Origin of the sequence: Sphingomonas sanxanigenens DSM 19645 = NX02 (assembly GCF_000512205.2) — a bacterium.
Taxonomy (GTDB): domain Bacteria; phylum Pseudomonadota; class Alphaproteobacteria; order Sphingomonadales; family Sphingomonadaceae; genus Sphingomonas_D; species Sphingomonas_D sanxanigenens.
On record NZ_CP006644.1, the window covers coordinates 5,005,128 to 5,023,168 of the forward strand.

Genomic DNA, 18,041 nt, shown 5'->3' on the forward strand with positions numbered 1-18,041 from the left:
CGTCACGGGTTCAGGGCATGCGCCATGCATAGAGCCCGTGATGCGCCAGCACATACAGCGTCTTGCGGTCGGCGCCGCCGAACAGGATCTGCAGCGGGCGTTCGGGCACGTCGATGCGGCCGACTTCCTTGCCGTCCGCCGCATAGACGAACACCTGCCCGTTCGCGACATAGACGCGGCCGGCACCATCGCTCGCCACACCCTCGCCGCCGCGTTCGGCAAAAGGCTTGAGCCCGGTCACCGTGCCGCCCGCGCCGACAACACCGCTATAGGTGCGGTTCTCCGAGCCGTTGGTCAGATAGACGCGCTCGCCCGGCTTGCCCTGGATGAAGCCATAGCTGTCGAGCGGGTCCGAGAAGCGCCGCCCGCGATGGTCGGACGGCCCCTGCGCGAACACACGCCATGCCGGCAGCACCAGCGATCCATCCGGCGAGGCATATTCCTGCGCCTTGGGCAGCGCCATATCGCGCGCGAACATCTCTGCGAGGGTGGTGAACCGATAGGTCGCGGGATCGAGCTGATCCTTGAACTCGCCATTGTTCCACCAGTTGACCGGCAGCACCGTCGCCGCGCCCGCGCGGGGCGCCACCGGAGTCGGCGCGATCACCGTAACCTGGGTGTCGGGCGCGTCGGGGGTGACGCTGTAGACCGTGCCGCGGCGCCCGAACGAGGACAGCACCAGCAGATTGCCTGACGCGTCGATCGTCAGGTTGACCGGATCGAGCGTGGCATCGCGCACGATCTCGAGCTTGCGCTCCTCGGACCAGCGCCAGATGCGCTGGAAGTGGCGGTCGATGAAATAGAGCCGGCCCTGCGCGTCCACCGCGCCGCCGCCGATCGAATAGAAGCCATCCGCCAACCGCTCGACCTTGCCGTCGAGATAGCTGACCGGCGCTACCGGTTCGGGCTTCGCGGCCACGTCGAGCACCGCGAACTCGCGCTCGCGCACGTCGAGCCCGCTGGTGACGTCGCGGATCGCGTTCTCGAACGGGAATTTGGTCAGCCGCAGGAAGGTGGCGCAGCCATTCTCGTCGCAGGTGCCGAGTCCGCTCTCGCCGTTCACATGGACGTTGCGAAAGCGGATATCCTGCGAATTGTAGAGCGTGACCGCCGCGGGCGCCGGCTTGCGGGTGCGGGTGACGCGATAGCCATGGAAGTTGGCGACGAGGATGTTGCGCGAGTTGCGGATCTCCAGCGCCACCGCATCGCCGCTTTCACCCCCCTCGCCTTCGGTCTGCGGCGCCAGCAATTCCCAGTTGGCGACGCGGTTGAGGCCGATCTCGGTGCGGACATGATGTTCGACCGAGGCCTGGATGATCCGGCCCGGCGTCTCGGTGTCCGAAATCAGGATGCCGGGATGGCCGAAGGTGCTGGGACTCCAGACATTGGCGAAGGTGCCGCCGCCGCCGTCGGTTACCCACAGGCTGGCATATTGCCCGTCCCAGCGCTTCGCCGCATCGGGATCGCCGGTGCCATTGTTGTTGTAGGGCATCGTCCGGCTGCCGTCGAACAGGTTGGTGCCGTGGCCGCCCTGGAACTTGACGTCGTTGACCATCGAACCGGCGCCGGCCTTCCACAGCAGCGCTGTCGCGCGCGGATTGATGCCATTGGTGTTGAGCCCGACGCCGGCGACGATCGCATCGCCCCCCTTCGCGCTCTCGACCAGGGCCTTCGGCGCGCCGACGCCCTGGAAGCCGGGCGTGCCATCGGGCAGCGAGATCTGTGTCAGGCTGGGGTGGAGCCCCACCAGCACCGTGTCCGGCCGCAGCCGCAGCGTGTCGCTGACCTTGTAGAAGCCGGCGGGCAGATAGACGACGCGGTTGCCGTCGATCGCCTTCTGGATCGCGGCGGTATCGTCGGTCTTGTCGTCGCCCTTCGCACCGAGGCTGCGCACGCTCACCCAGTCCGACACCGGCGGCAGCGCGCGTATTGCCGGCGCGGACGGCGCGGACGGCGCGGGCAGCGCGGCGATGCGCTCGGCCTTCATCACGGTCCTGTAATCGCCGATGCGGCCGAGGCCGGGCAGGGTCAGGCCATGGGTGAAGGAGGCGACCTTGTAAGCCGCGCCGCTGCCCGCCACGGTCTTGCCGCTGTCCCGAAAGCGCGCGAACACCGGGGTGTTGGCGGCGACGACATTCTGGAAGCCGACCTGCGTGTAGACATTCGTCTCGTTGGAGATGATCACGCCCGCCTTCGACACATTCTCGAAGCGGATATCCTGCCCCCACAGCCAGTCGCCGTAGCCGCGGTCGATCTCGATGCCGACGGGGGTGTTGCGGATCGCGACGTTGACGAGCGTCAGCCCCGCCTCATGCTCGCGGATCGCGGCGTCGCGCTGCCCCTCGAAGGTCGCATCGACCAGCGCGAACGGCCAGGCGGGCGAAGGCTTCTCGGCGAGGATGCCATAGCGGCCGCCGCGGAAATGCAGATCCTCCGCCTCGTTCGCGACATGGTAGAGCCCGGCGAGCCCAGAGCCGATATCGAAATCGACATGGCTGACGAAGCTGTGCTGCGCGGAATGGAAACGGATCGCGGTGGCGGCCGCATTGCCTTCGAGTATGCGGAAATCGATATTGCCCAGCGCCGAATAGAAGGTTCCCGGGTTGGCGTCGGGAACATCCTTGTTGAACGGCACGCTGCCCGGCGGCGGGAAGGCCACGGGCCGCGCATCCTTGGGGTCGCGTTCGCGCCGGGCGCCCGCGAAGATCAGCATGTGCGCGACGCCGCGCTGGAAGCCGGGCGTGTTGCGGCCGAGCAGGATCACCGGGCGCTGCTCGCCGATGCCGAAGATGCGCACGCCGGGCCACAGGAAGATCGTGCGGGTGATCCGATAGGTCCCCGCGGGCAGGAAGACGATGCCGCCGCCGCCCTTTTCCGCCGCCTTGTCGATCGCCGCCTGGATCGCGGCGCTATCATCGGCGCGGCCGTCGCCAACACCCGCCACCTTGACCGCCGCCGGCTCGTCGGGCGCGGTGCGGTAGACGGACGGGGACGCATAAGCGGTTCCCGCCGCCGCCAGAAACAGCAGCACCGAGGCACAGGCTCCACTCAATCCGCGATACATGCAGTTACTCCGGCAGACCAAACAAATGTCCCGGCCGGTGAGGGCCGGGACGAGGTGGGGGGAGGGGACTGGGAATGGGGGTGATCGATCCGATGATGCCTCAGAAGCTGAAGCGAAGGCCTGCGCGATACGTCCGCCCCAGCGTGTCGTAGAGCGCCGGGTTCACGTCGAGGCCGGTGTTGGTCTGCGGGCTCGCCTCCGGATCGCGATCGAACAGATTGTCGACCTTGAAGTAGAAGCGCACCTGCTCGTTGAGGTTGTAGGAGCCGCCGATATCGACATAGAAGGCGCCCTTCATGCGATTATAGTCGATCGTCGGATTGTTCTGGGTCGATGCCGGGCAGCTTCCCGCCTGGCATTCGATATACTGGTTGCCGAAGGTGCCGCTGGAGAACCAGCGTTCCTGCACGGTGAAGCTGAACTGGTCGTTCTCGTAGGTCTGGATCGCCAGCCACTTCCAGTCGGGCGTCGCGCCGGTGTTGTTGCCGGCAGTATCGACCGGGATGGTGCCGGGAATGCCGGGGTCGGTCACGAACTTGCGGACATGGGTGGCGAGGGCACGCACGGTCAGCGACCCGTCCAGCCCCAGCGGCCTGCGCCACTGATAGCTCGCCTCGATGTCGAAGCCGTCGGTCTTGATCGAGGCGAGGTTGAACGACTGGACGTTGACGAACTTGAAATCGCTGTCGAGGTCGAAGGCGCCGCAGGTGGAGGTAATGCCTTCGAGGAAACAGAGGTTGACGATCTGCTGCGCCGACAGGCTGGAGATCACCCCCTCGAGCTTGATCTTGTAATAGTCGAAGGAAAGGCTGAATCCCGGCAGCCAGGGCGGATTGGAGAGCACCGCGCCGACTTCGGTGTTGCGCGCGATCTCGGGCCGCAGGTCGGGGTTGCCGACCGTGTTCTGGATGATCAGCACCTGCTGACCGCTGCCGCGCGGGTCGGTAAAGTTGGGAACGGTGGTCGTCACCGGCGCGGCGAACAGCTCGGAAAGGTTGGGCGCCCGAACGTCGCGCGACGTCACCGCGCGCAGGCGGAACCCGTCGAGCGGCGTATCCCAGGTGCCGCCCACCTTCCACGACCAGACCGTGCCGGAGGTGCTGTAATCAGTCACGCGCGCCGCGCCGTTGATGTTGGCGCGCCCTGCGCCTTCTGAGTCGATCAGCGGGACATCGACCTCGACGAAGCCTTCGACCACCTCATATCGGCCGCGGCCATTCTTGTAGTTGCCGGCATACCAGTTGCTGCCATCCACCGCGTTGAGCAGCGGGTCCGCGGGATATTCGGCGCTGTTGGGGCTCGCATCCATCACGCCCGCGCCATAGGGATCGGCGTTGACCCGATAATATTCGCGGCGATATTCGCCACCGAACGCCACCGACAACGGCCCCGCCCACAGTTCGAAGGGTGAGCCCGAGATGTTGAGGCTGGCAACATCCTGCGTCTGCTTGGTGTGCTGGAACGGGCCGTTCTCGGGGGTGATATAGGCGAGCGCCGCCGTCGACGGGATGTTGTTGCCGAAGATGTTGATCGGCGCGCAACCATTGGCCCGCGCCACCGGATCGCGACAGACGATCTCGCCGTTCAGCCGGATCGCGTCCGCCGCCTGGTTGTAGCGGCGGTTGAGCATGATGTTCTCGACATCGATGTCGGTGATGTTGATGCCATGCTCATAATAGGCGTCGTAGTTCCAGTTGCTCGCGATCTTGCCCTTGGCACCCGCGACGAAGCGATACTGCCTGCGGTTGGTGTAAACCTGGATGTTGGGCAGGATCGCGTTGCTCAGGCCATAGCGGAAGTTGGTGATGCCCGCGGTCGCGCAGGCCGTCGCAACCGATTCCGGCAGGTAGGGATTGCTGCACTGGACGGTCAGGTCGGTGCGCGCGGCACCCGGGTTGGGCTGGTTGTTGGTCTTCACCCGCGCGATGTTGACGGTCGCATAGAGTTCATTGTCCGGCGCGAACTCATAGGCGATGCGGGTAAAGCCGTTGATGCGCTCCAGCGCGGACTGCAGCGAGGTGCCCGAGCCGACATGCCCGGACATGTCGCCGCCGACGCAGAAGCCGACGAAGCAGCCATTGACGTTGCCGGCTGCATTGCGCGCCGGCGTGCCGTTGGAGCCGTACGCGAAATTATAGGGATTCCCAGCGGCATCGAACGCGATGCCCTGCAGCGGCCCCGTGTTGATCAGGCCATATTTGGCATATTGATAGGGCTGGCCGAAATCGCGGTACAGATATTGCGGGTTGTTGCTGTTGAGCACGCCGGTGTTGACGAGCGTCGTCGCGCGATACCAGTCGCGATCCCCGGCAAGGTCGGTGCCGAAATTGCCCGGCCCCACGCCTTCCTCATGATCATATTCGCCGCTGACGATCACATGCAGCCGGCCGAAGGACTTGCCCCAGGCACCCTGGATCAGGACCTGCTGATTGTCCTTATAGTCGGTGATGCCGCCCTGGATGTTGCCCTTGAAGCCTTCGAACTTGGTGTTGGTGATGAAGTTGACGACACCGCCCACCGCATCCGATCCGTAGGAGGCCGAGGCGCCGCCCGTCACCACGTCGACGCGCTGGATCAGCAGTTGCGGGAACAGGCTGATATCGGGCACGCCGGTGACGTTGGCGCCGACCACGCGCTGGCCGTCGAGCAGGGTCAGCGTGCGGATCGTGCCGAGGCCGCGCAGCGAGAAGGAGCTGAGGCCCTGCTGGCCGCTCGACGTGCTGAACGTACCCGTGGCGGCGCCGGTCGAGCCCTGCAGCGAGGGCAGCTGCGCGATCGTGTTGAAAATGTTGGGCTGCGCATTGTTGGCGATCTGCTCGGCCCCGATCACGGTGGTCGGCGTCGGCGCGTTGAATCCGCTCGTGGTGATGCGCGATCCGGTGACGATGATGTCGGCATTTTGCCGTTCCTGCGCCCCCGTATCGGGCGCCTCGTCGGCAACCGTCACCGTGTCGGTCTGCTGCGGAGCCGGCGCGGGCGCCTCCTGCGCATGCGCCGCGCCGCTGAATGTGATCGCTATCAATGCCGCGAAGCTGACACCTGCAAGATGTCGGCAGGTTCCGATCGTCGCCTTCATCATCCATCCCCTTCTTTTGTTTGACGGCTGCGCCCGGTGCCTTGCCATGCCCCATAGCGAGCGTTTCGTTGTAAGATTATCGCGCGGACCGACGCGCCGCATGCAAGACAATGGTCGTAGTCGTCCGCGACCGTAGCGGTGAGCTCAAGGCCGGGCCGAATACAGCGCGTGGTGCGTCAAGATGAACAAGGTGCGGCCACCGGCTCCGCCGAACAGAATCTGCAGCGGCCGTTCGGGAACATCGATCCGCCCCACTTCCTTGCCGTTCGGATCATAGACGAACACCTGCCCGTTCGCGACATAGACGCGCCCCTGCCCATCCACCGCGACGCTTTCTCCACCTCGGTTGGCGAAGCGCTTCAGGTCGGTCAACGTGCCACCGGGGCCGACCTTGCCGCTATAGGTGACGTTCTCGGAACCGTTGGTGACGAACAGCCGCTCGCCCGGCTTCGCGCCGACCAGGCCGTTGGCGTTCAGCCCATCCGACCAGCGCCAGCCGACATGATCGATCGGCCCCTGCTGCCAGACGCGGAACGCGGGCAGCGAGAGGCTGCCATCGGGCGAGACATATTCCTGCGCCTTGGGCGTGCCGACATCGCGCGCGAACATCTCGGCAAGCGTCGTGAACTCATAGGTCTTGTGATCGAGCTGGTCGCGGAATTCGCCATTGTTCCACCAGTTGACCGGCAGCAGCGTCGTCGCCGCGGCAGCGCCGCGCGCCGGCGTCGGCGGGATCAATGTGATCTTGTCCTGTGGCGCGGCCGGATCGAAGGAATAGACCCCGCCCTTGGGACCGAGCGACGACAGCACCAGCAGATGGCCTGAGGCATCGACCGCGAGGTTGACCGGATCGAGCGCATGATCGCGCACGATCTCCAGCCCCTTGCCCTCGGTCCAGCGGTGGATGCGCTGGAAGCGGCGATCGATGAAGTAGAGCGCGCCGGCGGCGTCGACCGCGGCGCCCGAGATCGACCAGAAACCATCCTCCAGCTTGCTCACCCTCGCGCTGCTGGCGGGAGGCGGCGCGATGCGACGGTCTGCGGCACCGATGTCGAGGCTGGCAAACTCGCGCTCGCGGACGAACAGCTTGCGCGTCACATCCTCGATCGCATTGTCGAACGGATATTTGCTCGCGCGCAGGAACGTGCCGCAGCCCTCGTCGTCGCAGGTGGCGTAGCCGCTTTCGGCGTTGATGTGGACGTTGCGGAAGCGGATGTCGCTGGAATTGATCAGCTTCACCGCGCTTTCCGCCGGGGCATAGCTGCGCGTCACGCGATAGCCGTGATAATTGGCGAACAGCAGGTTGCGCGAATTGCGGATCTCCAGCGACACCGCATTGGGGCCGTCGCCCACTTCCTGCTCGGTCTGCGGCGCCAGAAATTCCCAGTTCTGGACATTGTCGAGCACGAACTCGTTGCGCGCGTGGTGCTCGACCGACATCTCGTAGACATGGCCGGGCGTGCTGGTGTCGGTGATGTAGAAGCCGGCCTGCGCGAAGGTGTTGGGGCTCCACACATCGGCGAAGGTGCCGCCGCCGCCATCCGTCACCCAGATGCTGGGATATTGCGCGTCCCACCGCCCATCCGACACCGGATCGCCGCTGCGCGCGGAAAGCGATCCCAGCGGCTTGCCGTCCGAGGTCGGCGTGCCGCCGCCACCCATGATCTTCACGTCTTCCACAAGGCTGGTCTCGCCCGATCGCCACAGCAGGGCGGCGGCGCGCGGGTTGATGCGACCGGTGAACAGGCCGAGGCCGGAGAGGATGTTGTCGCCGCCGCGCGGCGTTTCGAGGATCGGCAGCACCGCGCCGAGCCCGGCATGGTTCGGGTTGCCGTCCGGGATGTAGAGCTGCGTCAGCGCGGGGTGCAGGCCGATCAGCACCGTATCCGGCCGCAGGGTCAGCCGATCGGTCACCTTGTAGAAGCCGGCCGGGAAATAGAGGATGCGCTGGCCGTCGATCGCCTTCTGGATGGCGGCCGTATCGTCGGTCTTGCCATCGCCCACCACGCCCAGCGACTTCACATTCACCCATTGCGCCATCGCCGGCAGATCGCGGATCGCCGGCGTGCGCGGCGCGGGCATGGCGGGCAGCGCTTCGATCTTCGCTTCCGTGGCGTAGCTGCCGGTGTGGCCGAGATCGGGGATGGCGAGGCCATAGGAGAAGGAGGAGACCTTGTAGGCGCGCCCCTTGCCGGAGATCGTCTTGCCGCTGTCGCGGAAGCGCGCGAACACCGGGCTGTTGCTGGCCAGCGCATTCTCGAAGCCGACCTGGGTGAAGACGTTGTTCTCGTTGGAGATGATGACGGCCGCCTTCGAGACATTCTCGAAGCGCACATCCTTGCCCCACAGCGAGTCGCCGTAGCCGCGATCGATCTCGATCCCCACCGGCGTGTCGCGGATGCTGACATTGACCAATGTCAGGTCCACCTCATGCTCGCGGATCGCAGCATCGCGCTGCCCGTCGAAGCTGGAATCGAGCAAGGTGAACTGCCAGGCGGGCGAGGTCTTCTCGGTGACGATGCCGTAGCGGCCGCCATGGAAATGGACATTCTCGATGACGTTGCCGGATTGATAGACGCCGGCGAAGGCCGATCCCAGGCGGAAGTCCATGTGACTGAGAAAGGCATGCTGCGCCATGCGGAAGCGCACGCCTGCGGCGGCGGGATTGCCCGCGCCGATCTCGATGTCGACATTGCTCATGGACGAATAGAAGGTGCCCGAATTGGCGTCGCGCACCACCTTGTCGCGCGGCACCACCGTCGGCACCGGCACCGGCACCTGCCCGACATTGTACTGGTCGCCGCCGGCGAAGACGATCATCGTCGATACGCCCTGCTGAAAACCGGGCGTGTTGGGCGCGAGCAGGATCACCGGACGCTTCTGGCCCACGCCATAGACGCGAACGCCGGCTGGCACCGTCAGGGTGCGGGTGATGCGATAGGTGCCGGCGGGCAGGAAGACGATGCCGTGGCCGGTTGCGTCCCGCGCCTCGTTGAACGCCTGCTGCAACGCCTCGCTATCATCGCTGCGGCCGTCGCCCCGCGCCTTCACGGTCACGGCACGCGGCTCGTCGGGCGCCACGGGAAACACCGACTCTCCAGCCGCCCATGCGGGTCCGCCGCCACCGAGCGCGGTTGCCGCCAGCAGCGCCGCCATCATGCTGCGTGCCATCATCGCGTTCTCTCCCATGTTGTCGCACCGTTAGCGCTCGCTAGATCGCGCGGCCCGCTTTGGCACGCGCGACGATGGTCGTAATTCACGGGCGCGCGGGCATGCCTATGATGGCGCGACGAATTCATCGCGATGCTTGCTTGGTTCAGGCCATCGCTCGTCTGCGAGGACGCACTCTTGTCATCACCCGCCGATCAGATCGACGCACAACCTTTTGCCGTTATCGTCATGGGCGTCAGCGGCTGCGGCAAATCGACGCTCGGCGCGCTGCTGGCCGCCGAACTCAATTGCCCCTTCCTCGAAGGGGACAGCTTCCATTCGGACGATGCGGTGGAAAAGATGCGCGGCGGCCGCGCGCTGACCGACGAGGATCGCTGGCCCTGGCTCGACCGGCTGGGCGCCGCTGCCGCGGCGGCGGTTGCCGAACACGGCGTGGTCGTCACAGCCTGCTCGGCGCTGCGCAAGGCCTATCGCGACCGGCTCCGCGCCGCGATCGGCGATCCGGTGCGCTTCATCCTGCTCGACAACAGCCGCGACCAGATTCTCGCGCGCCTTGCCAACCGCCCCGGCCATTATATGCCGCCAAGCCTGCTCGACAGCCAGTTGGCGACGCTCGAACGGCCGCTGGCGGAAGAGGGGGTGCTGATCCTCGAGACCAATGCGGAGCCCGATGCGCTGCGCGATGCGGCGCTGGGATGGGTGCGGGGGTAGCGAAGCGGACTACGGCATCAGCCGCCGCCGGCCTTCCCACAAATGCCAGCGCATCGCGAGCGCCGCGCCTTCCGGATCCTGCGCGCGGATCGCATCGACGATTACTTCATGCTCGCCCAGCATCGTCGCGATCACTTCGGGCGGCCGGGATCGGGAGATGTCGACGCCGGCGCGCATGATCCGCTCGATGTCCGATCGCAGCGCGTCGAACACCAGCAGGAAGGCCGGATTGCCCGTCGCCTTGGCGATGCGACGGTGCAATTCCATATCCTCCGCGTGCGCCGGCGCGCTGGAGAGCAAGGCCGCGCGCAGCAGCGCCAGCCCTTCCTCGACATGCGCCATCTCCACCGCGGTGCGGCGGATGGCGGCGAGGCGCGCCGCTTCCGCCTCAAGCACGAAGCGCACCTCATAGCTGCCCAAAGTGGTCGGCAGTTCGGCGAGCGGCATGAAGGCGGCCAGCCGGTCCGACGGCCGGCTCTTGACGAAGGAACCGGCGCCGCGCCGCGCCTCGGTGATGCCGTCCGCGGCGAGGCGGACCAGCGCCTCGCGGACGATCGCGCGGGATACGCCGAACATCTCCGCCAGCCCCGCTTCGGAGGGCAGGCGCGCGCCGACCTCCAGCGCCTCCGCCTTTATGATCTCGACGATGCCGGCATAGACCTGATCGGAAAGCCGCGCCTGGCTCATCGCGCTCCCTTTCCCATCGCTCGCCTCATCGCCTTGCCATGTTAGAAGATGCTGCTCGCCACAAGCACCAACAGCAGGCCGACCACCGCAACGACGGTTTCCATGATCGACCAGGTCTTGAAGGTGCCGGGCATGTCGGTGCCGAGATAGGACTTGACCAGCCAGAAGCCGGGATCGTTGACGTGCGAGAAGAAGAGCGAGCCCGCGCCGATCGCCAGCACCATCCATTCCGGGGCGACGCCCGATGTCGCGACCAGCCCCTGCATCACGCCCGCAGTGGTGATCGTCGCCACGGTCGCCGATCCCGTCGCAAGCCGGATGCACACCGATACGCCCCAGGCAAGCAGCAGCGGCGAGATCGCGCCGCCCGCCGCCACCCGCACCAGCATGTCGGAGAGACCGGCGGAGACCAGCACCTGCTTCAGCGCACCGCCGGCGCCGATCGCCAGCAGAATGCCGCCCGCCGGGGCCATCGCCTCCGTCCAGATCGCGTTCTGGATCTCGCGATCGGCGATACGGCGGCCGAACAACAGCGGCAGCGCAGCCAGCACGGCGATAAGCAGGGCGATGACGGGATCGCTGACCCAGGCCAGCCACTGGAAATAGACCGCGACATCGGGCGGCAGCATCGCCACCGCCTGGCCGGCGGCGATCAGCACCACCGGCAGCAGCACCGCGGTCAGCGCCCGGCCGACCGACGGGGTCGCGACGTCGACCTTCGCCGGTTCGAGCAGCGGGGGGCTGAGCTTGACGCCGGGGGCGGTGAAGCGCGCGAGCAGCGGCCCCGCGATGATCGCGGTCGGGATGCCGACGATCAGGCCGTAGAACAAGGTCAGCCCCAGGCTTGCGCCGAGCGCGTCGACCGCGAGGAGCGGGCCGGGATGCGGCGGCACCAGCGCATGGACCACCGACAGGCCGGCGAGCGCGGGCAGCATCAGCCGCAGCTTGGCGGCATCGTCGTTCTGACCGCTGGGCAGCGCCGCGGCGGCGGAGGCGACGATCGGCAGCAGCAGCACCAACCCGGTCTCGAAGAACAGCGGCAGGCCGATCAGCAGTGCGGTGAACAGACTTGCCCACGGCGCGCCGCGCACACCGGACAGGCGCAGGGCCGAGCGGGCGAGGCCGCCGGCACCATCGGACAATTGCAGCATGGCGCCGAGGCCGAGGCCGAGCGCGACCACGAGCCCGGTGCCGCCCAATATGGCGCCGGCGCCTTTCTCCACCGCATCGGCGGTCTCCGTCATCGGGATGCCCGCAAGGACGCCGACGGTGAAGGCGCCGCACAACAAGCCGACGAACGGATGGAGCCGGATGCGGATAATCAGGAAGATCGAAAGCGCGATGCCCGCGATGGCGGCCAGGACCAGCCGATAATCCTCCGCCGTCATCTCGCAGGCGATCCGCCGGCGGAACCGCGGGACATCGTCGCGTCACTTCGTGCCGGGCGACGGAGCGCAGCCTTCATCCTTATCCTCTCCTTCGGATGCCACCGCACCGGATCGGCGCGCGCGATCCTTCGATCTGTTGGACATGTTATCGCCGGCTTACCCGCATGCACGCGGAAAATGGTCTATCTTGCGCGACCACCGAACAATCTGTCAGACTGGTTTAGCGCCTGCACTACAGTTGCGATTCAGCCCCGATACCGGAGTGCGTCGACCAACAGCGCGAAGGCGGCAGAGGGCTGGCGCCGGCTGGGATAATAGAGGTGATAGCCCGCGAACGGCGGGCACCAGTCCTCGAGCACGCGTTCCAGCCGCCCGTCTGCCAACTGCGCCGCGACATGATCCTCCATGAGGAAGCCCAGCCCCGCCCCGGCTTCCGCTGCGCATGCGATCATATCGACGTCATTGAACGCCAACTGTCCTTCCACCCGCACGCGCAGTTCCCGGCCATCCTTCTCCAGTTCCCACACATAGAATGCGCCAGCGGTGTTGAGGCGCAGATTGATGCAGTCGTGCCGGGCGAGATCCTGCGGGACCGAGGGTTTGGGGTGCGTCTTGAAATAGGACGGCGCGCCGACGACGGCCATCCGCAGATCGGGGCCGATGCGCACCGCGATCATGTCCTTCGCCAGCGCTTCCCCCAATCTCACGCCGGCATCGAACCTGTCGCTGACGATGTCGGCGAACCCGGAATCGATGCTCAGTTCGATATGGATATCGGGATAGTCGGGCAGCAGCTTCGCGATGACCGGCCACAATATGGTGTTGGCGGCATGCCGCGCGGTGGTGATGCGGATCGTGCCCGATGGCTTGTCCCGGAAATCGCTGAGCGCGGCGAGCTGCGTATCGATGCTCTCGATCGCCGGCACCAATGTGGTCAGCAGCCTTTCCCCCGCCTCGGTGGGCGCGACGCTGCGCGTCGTGCGGGTCAGCAGGCGCACGCCCAGCCGCGCCTCCAGCCGCCGCATCATATGGCTCAGCGCCGATTGCGACGTGCCCAGCCTGGCGGCCGCGCGCGTGAAGCTCTTTTCTTCGGCCACCGCCATGAAGGCGGCGAGATCGGTCAGATCCTCCCTGCGCATTCATGAATCATAGACATAGGCTTATGCGACTTCCAGCGTCTAATCGCATCACCGCCGCGCTGCGGCCCTGCCATTCTTCCCGTACGCCGCGCGTTCGCGATCGATACGACCTTGTCCCAAGTCCGATCGCACGCCACGCGCGGCGCGGTCGCCGGGGGTGGCGAGGGGCAGCAATCCGCGTCCGCCGCTACGCGAGGCCGCATCCGGTCGCGATTAATGAATTTTCTTCACGGCCTCATGCAATGAACGACACATATTCGTGTCCTCATTCCGCGTTTAGGATCATAACGCCAGTGCCTTGGCCCGACGATCGCCATAAGGCGGCGCAAGCGGGTCGAGCTAAAAGGATAAGGGATCGACCATATGCCAGGTCCAGCCGGTTTCGAAATTTCACGCCGCGGCGTTCTCGTCGCGGGTACAGCCACGGTCGCGCTCGGCGCGACACCCGCCGAAAGCCAGGCGCCGGCCTCTGCCGCCGCCGCCGCGCCGCCATCCATGCCCGTGGCGCTTACGGTGAACGGCGAACGCCGCGAGCTGACGGTCGACACGCGGACGACCCTGCTCGATGCGCTGCGGGAGCATCTGAAGCTCACCGGCACCAAGAAGGGCTGTGACCATGGCCAGTGCGGCGCCTGCACGGTGATCGTCAACGGCCAGCGGATCAATTCCTGCCTCAGCCTCGCGCTCCAGCACCAGGGCGACGAGGTGACGACGATCGAGGGGCTCGGCACACCCGGGAAGCTCCATCCGATGCAGGCGGCCTTCATCAAGCATGACGGCTACCAGTGCGGCTATTGCACCCCCGGCCAGATCTGTTCGGCGGTGGCGGTGCTCGACGAGATCCGTGCGGGCGTGCCGAGCCATGTCCAGGCGGACGTCGCCGCGCGCCCCGGCTTCACCAACATCGAGATGCGCGAGCGGATGAGCGGCAACATCTGCCGCTGCGGCGCCTATTCCAACATTGCCGAGGCGATGGCCGAGGTTGCGGGAGAGCAGGCATGAAATCCTTCACCTACGAACGCGCGACTTCCCCCGCGCAGGCCGCGGCGGCGGTAGCGGGCCGCACCGGCGCGAAGTTCCTCGCCGGCGGCACCAACCTGCTCGACCTGATGAAGCTTGAGATCGAGACGCCGACGCATCTTGTCGACGTTCAGGATCTGAAACTCGACAAGATCGAGAAGACGCAGGAGGGCGGGCTGCGCATCGGCGCGCTCGTCACCAACACCGCGCTCGCCAGCGACGATCGCGTGCGGCGCGACTATGGCGTGCTGACCCGCGCGATCGTCGCGGGCGCCTCCGGCCAGTTGCGCAACAAGGCGACGACGGCGGGCAATCTGCTGCAGCGCACCCGTTGCCCCTATTTCTATGACACCAACCAGGCCTGCAACAAGCGCAAGCCGGGTTCGGGTTGCGCCGCCATCGGCGGCTTCTCCCGCCAGCTCGGCGTCGTCGGCACGTCCGACGCGTGCATCGCCACCTATCCCGGCGACATGGCGGTGGGGCTGCGGGTGCTCGACGCGATGGTCGAGACGGTGAAGCCCGACGGCGCGACGCGGGCAATCCCGATCGCCGATTTCCACCGCCTGCCGGGCGACACCCCGCAGCGCGACACCGTGCTGGACGCGGGCGAGTTGATCACCGCGGTGACCTTGCCCAAGCCGATCGGCGGCACGCATCTCTATCACAAGGTGCGCGACCGGGCGTCCTACGCCTTCGCGCTCGTCTCCGTCGCGGCGGTGATCCAGAAGGACGGCAAGGGCCGCGTCGCCTTCGGCGGCGTCGCCCCGCGCCCCTGGCGCGTCGAGGCTGCGGAGACGGAGATGCCGAAGGGTGCCGCCGCCGTTGCCGCCCGTATGTTCGCGGGCGCCCGCCCCACCGAGGAAAACCGGTTCAAGATCACGCTGGCCGAGCGAACGCTCGCCTCGCTGATCGCCGAGGCGAGGAGCTGATCGCCATGGAATTCAACGCACCCGCAGGCACCAACCTGTTCGACCAGTCGAAGATCGTCGGCAAATCCACGCCCCGCATCGACGGCCCGCTCAAGACCACCGGCACCGCGCCCTACGCCTATGAACGGCACGACGTCGTCGCCAACCAGGCCTATGGCTATATCGTCGGCGCGGCGATCGCCAAGGGCCGCATCGTCTCGATGGACACGTCTGCGGCGCGCGCTGCGCCCGGCGTGCTCGCCGTGATCGCGGCACCCGAGACCAAACCGGTCGGCAAGGGCATGGGGAACAACGCGCCCCTGTTCGGCGGCAGCGAGGTCGCCCATTATCATCAGGCGGTCGCCTGCGTCGTCGCCGAGACGTTCGAGCAGGCGCGCGCCGCCGCCGGCCTGATCCGGACACGTTACCAGCGCGCCGACGGCAGCTTCGACCTTGCCGGCGCGGCACCCGCCGCACCGCTCGCCAAGGGCCGCGACGGCAAGCCGGACCAGTCGACGCTGGGCGATTTCGCCACCGCTTTCGCCGCCGCGCCGGTCAAGATCGACGCGCGCTACACCACGCCCGACGAGAGCCATGCGATGATGGAGCCGCATGCGACCATCGCCGCGTGGGAGGGCGAGAAGCTGACGCTCTGGACATCGAACCAGATGATCGCCTGGGGCAAGGGCAGCATGGGCCAGATCCTGGGCATCGATCCAGCCAATGTCCGGCTCGATTCGCCCTATATCGGCGGCGGCTTCGGCGGAAAGCTGTTCGTCCGGGCCGATGCGGTGCTGGCGGCGCTGGCCGCGAAGGCGGCCGCCCGCCCGGTCAAGATCGCGCTGCAGCGGCCGCTGATGGCCAACAACACCTCGCACCGCCACGCCACCATCCAGCGCATCCGCATCGGCGCCGGGCGTGACGGCCGCATCACCGCGATCGCGCACGAGAACTGGTCGGGCAACCTCAATGGCGAGGATGGCGAGAACGGCACCGCGCAGACGCCGTCGCTCTATGCCGGCGCCAACCGGATGACCGCCAACTATATCGCCACGCTCGACCTGCCCGAAGGCAATGCGATGCGCGCGCCCGGCGAGGCGCCGGGGCATCTGGCGCTGGAGGTCGCGATCGACGAACTCGCCGAGGCGGTCGGCATGGATCCGATCGCATTGCGCATCCTCAACGAACCCAAGCCCGAAGCCGTGCCCGGCACGCCGGATCAGCGCTTTTCGGACCGCAATCTGGTGCGCTGCCTGCGCGAGGGGGCGGAACGCTTCGGCTGGTCGAAGCGCAGCGCGAAACCCGGCCAGATGCGCGAGGGGCGCTGGCTGATCGGCATGGGCGTCGCCGCCGGCTATCGCGGCGCGCCCACCGGCACCTCCGGCGCGCGCATCAAGCTGGAGGCGGATGGACGGATCATCGTCGAGACCGACATGACCGACATCGGCACGGGCACCTACACGATCATCGCGCAGACCGCGGCGGAAACCATGGGCGTGCCGCTCGAGCGGGTAAGCGTCGTGCTGGGCGATTCCGACTTCCCCGTCTCCGCCGGCTCCGGCGGCCAGTGGGGCGCCGCCAGCTCGACCGCGGGCACTTATGCCGCCTGCGTCGCGCTGCGCCGCGCGATCGGCCAGAAGCTGGGGTTCGATGGCGATGCCGCGAGCTTCGTCAACGGGCAGATCACCGCCGGCGGCCGCACGCGGCCGCTGACCGACGCCGGCGCGCTCTCCGCCGAGGACTCGATCAAGTTCGGCGACTTCAAGCGCGGCTATGACATCGGCACCTATGCCGGCCATTTCTGCGAGGTCGCGGTCGACGCCTATACCGGCGAAACGCGCATCCGCCGAATGCTGGCGGTGTGCGATGCCGGGCGCGTGCTCAACCCGCTGTCGGCGCGCAGCCAGGTGGTGGGTGCGATGGTGATGTCGGCAGGCGCGGCGCTGATGGAGGAACTGGCGGTCGACAAGCGCTTCGGCTTCTTCGTCAACCATGATCTGGCCGGTTACGAGGTGCCCGTCCATGCCGACATCCCGCATCAGGAATGCCTGTTCCTCGACACGCTCGATCCGGTCGTCTCGCCGATGAAGGCGAAGGGCGTGGGTGAACTCGGCATTTGCGGCCCGGGCGCCGCGGTCGCCAACGCGATCTACAACGCCACCGGCATCCGGGTGAGAGACTATCCGCTGACGCTCGACAAATATCTGGATAAACTGCCCAAAATCGCCTGACCGGGAGATTGTGCATGGATCCGAAGACCACCGCGCTGGTGCTGATCGAATATCAGAATGATTTCGTGACGCCCGGCGGCGTGCAGCATGACGCCGTGAAGGGCGTGATGGCGTCGACCGACATGCTCGCCAACAGCGTCGCGCTGCTGGAAGGCGCGCGCGAGGCGGGCATCACCGTGCTGCACGTGCCGATCGCCTTTGCCGAGGGCTATCCCGAAGTCCCCGCCGAGCCCTATGGCATCCTGGCGGGCGTGGTCGGCGCCAAGGCTTTCCGCAAGGGAAGCTGGGGCGCCGAGATCGCCGGGCCAATGGCACCGCTGGACGGCGAGATCATCGTCGAGGGCAAACGCGGGCTCGATTGCTTCGCCAGCACCAACATCGACTTCATCCTGCGCCAGCGCGGCATCGCCAATGTCGCGATCGCCGGCTTCCTCACCAATTGCTGCGTCGAATCGACGATGCGATCCGCCTATGAACGCGGCTTCCGCGTGGTGACGCTGACGGATTGCTGCGCGACCGTGGGCGAGGAAGAGCAGAGGGTAGCGATCACCAAGGACTTCCCGATGTTCTCGCTGCCGATGACGCAGGGGGCGTTTCTCGAGGGTGTGGCCGGGTAGGGCGGAGCAGGGCCAAACCCATCCGTTCA

Annotated in this window: 11 protein-coding genes; 5 read left to right on the plus strand and 6 right to left on the minus strand. The window is 66.8% G+C overall.

Annotated features, from left to right (window positions below; genetic code table 11):
• Nucleotides 1-10: 10 nt before the first annotated feature.
• From NX02_RS22945 to NX02_RS22955, 3 genes are all read right to left on the minus strand, one after another.
• Nucleotides 11-3,064, minus strand: coding sequence for a glycosyl hydrolase family 28-related protein (locus NX02_RS22945; RefSeq protein ID WP_025294504.1), 3,054 nt, complete (start codon nucleotides 3,062-3,064; stop codon nucleotides 11-13).
• A gap of 100 nt (nucleotides 3,065-3,164) precedes the next feature.
• Nucleotides 3,165-6,140 (minus strand): TonB-dependent receptor plug domain-containing protein, encoded by a 2,976-nt coding sequence (locus tag NX02_RS22950; RefSeq protein WP_025294505.1) that lies wholly within the window; start codon nucleotides 6,138-6,140, stop codon nucleotides 3,165-3,167.
• A 144-nt stretch (nucleotides 6,141-6,284) separates the two neighbouring features.
• The gene (locus NX02_RS22955; RefSeq protein WP_025294506.1) at nucleotides 6,285-9,314 is read right to left on the minus strand and encodes a glycosyl hydrolase family 28-related protein; all 3,030 of its coding nucleotides are present in this window, start codon (nucleotides 9,312-9,314) and stop codon (nucleotides 6,285-6,287) included.
• 174 nt (nucleotides 9,315-9,488) lie between these two features.
• On the opposite strand from NX02_RS22955, the gene NX02_RS22960 reads away from it, so the two are divergent.
• Nucleotides 9,489-10,022: a gluconokinase gene (locus tag NX02_RS22960; RefSeq protein ID WP_047100173.1), complete on the plus strand. Its 534-nt coding sequence runs from the start codon at nucleotides 9,489-9,491 to the stop codon at nucleotides 10,020-10,022.
• Nucleotides 10,023-10,031: 9 nt separating this feature from the next.
• Here the strand turns inward: NX02_RS22960 and NX02_RS22965 are convergent, their stop codons facing one another.
• The 3 genes from NX02_RS22965 to NX02_RS22975 form a co-directional block, all read right to left on the minus strand.
• Entirely contained in the window at nucleotides 10,032-10,709 is a 678-nt protein-coding gene (locus tag NX02_RS22965) for a FadR/GntR family transcriptional regulator (RefSeq protein WP_025294508.1), read from the minus strand.
• A 41-nt stretch (nucleotides 10,710-10,750) separates the two neighbouring features.
• The gene (locus tag NX02_RS22970) at nucleotides 10,751-12,097 is read right to left on the minus strand and encodes a GntP family permease (RefSeq protein ID WP_025294509.1); all 1,347 of its coding nucleotides are present in this window, start codon (nucleotides 12,095-12,097) and stop codon (nucleotides 10,751-10,753) included.
• A 245-nt stretch (nucleotides 12,098-12,342) separates the two neighbouring features.
• Nucleotides 12,343-13,236, minus strand: a complete 894-nt coding sequence (locus tag NX02_RS22975; protein WP_025294510.1) for a LysR family transcriptional regulator — start codon at nucleotides 13,234-13,236, stop codon at nucleotides 12,343-12,345.
• 363 nt (nucleotides 13,237-13,599) lie between these two features.
• Between NX02_RS22975 and paoA the strand changes: the two genes are divergently transcribed.
• From paoA to NX02_RS22995, 4 genes are read left to right on the plus strand one after another with little or no spacing between them, the layout of a single operon-like run.
• Nucleotides 13,600-14,238, plus strand: a complete 639-nt coding sequence (paoA, locus tag NX02_RS22980) for an aldehyde dehydrogenase iron-sulfur subunit PaoA (RefSeq protein ID WP_025294511.1) — start codon at nucleotides 13,600-13,602, stop codon at nucleotides 14,236-14,238.
• Complete coding sequence (locus NX02_RS22985) at nucleotides 14,235-15,185, plus strand: FAD binding domain-containing protein (protein WP_025295593.1); 951 nt, start codon at nucleotides 14,235-14,237, stop codon at nucleotides 15,183-15,185. Before paoA ends, NX02_RS22985 begins: the two co-directional genes overlap by 4 nt.
• Nucleotides 15,186-15,190: 5 nt before the next feature.
• Entirely contained in the window at nucleotides 15,191-17,395 is a 2,205-nt protein-coding gene (paoC, locus tag NX02_RS22990; RefSeq protein ID WP_039996797.1) for an aldehyde oxidoreductase molybdenum-binding subunit PaoC, read from the plus strand.
• A 14-nt stretch (nucleotides 17,396-17,409) separates the two neighbouring features.
• A complete protein-coding gene (locus NX02_RS22995; protein ID WP_025294513.1) occupies nucleotides 17,410-18,012 on the plus strand; it encodes a cysteine hydrolase family protein in 603 nt (200 codons plus the stop codon).
• Nucleotides 18,013-18,041 lie beyond the last annotated feature (29 nt).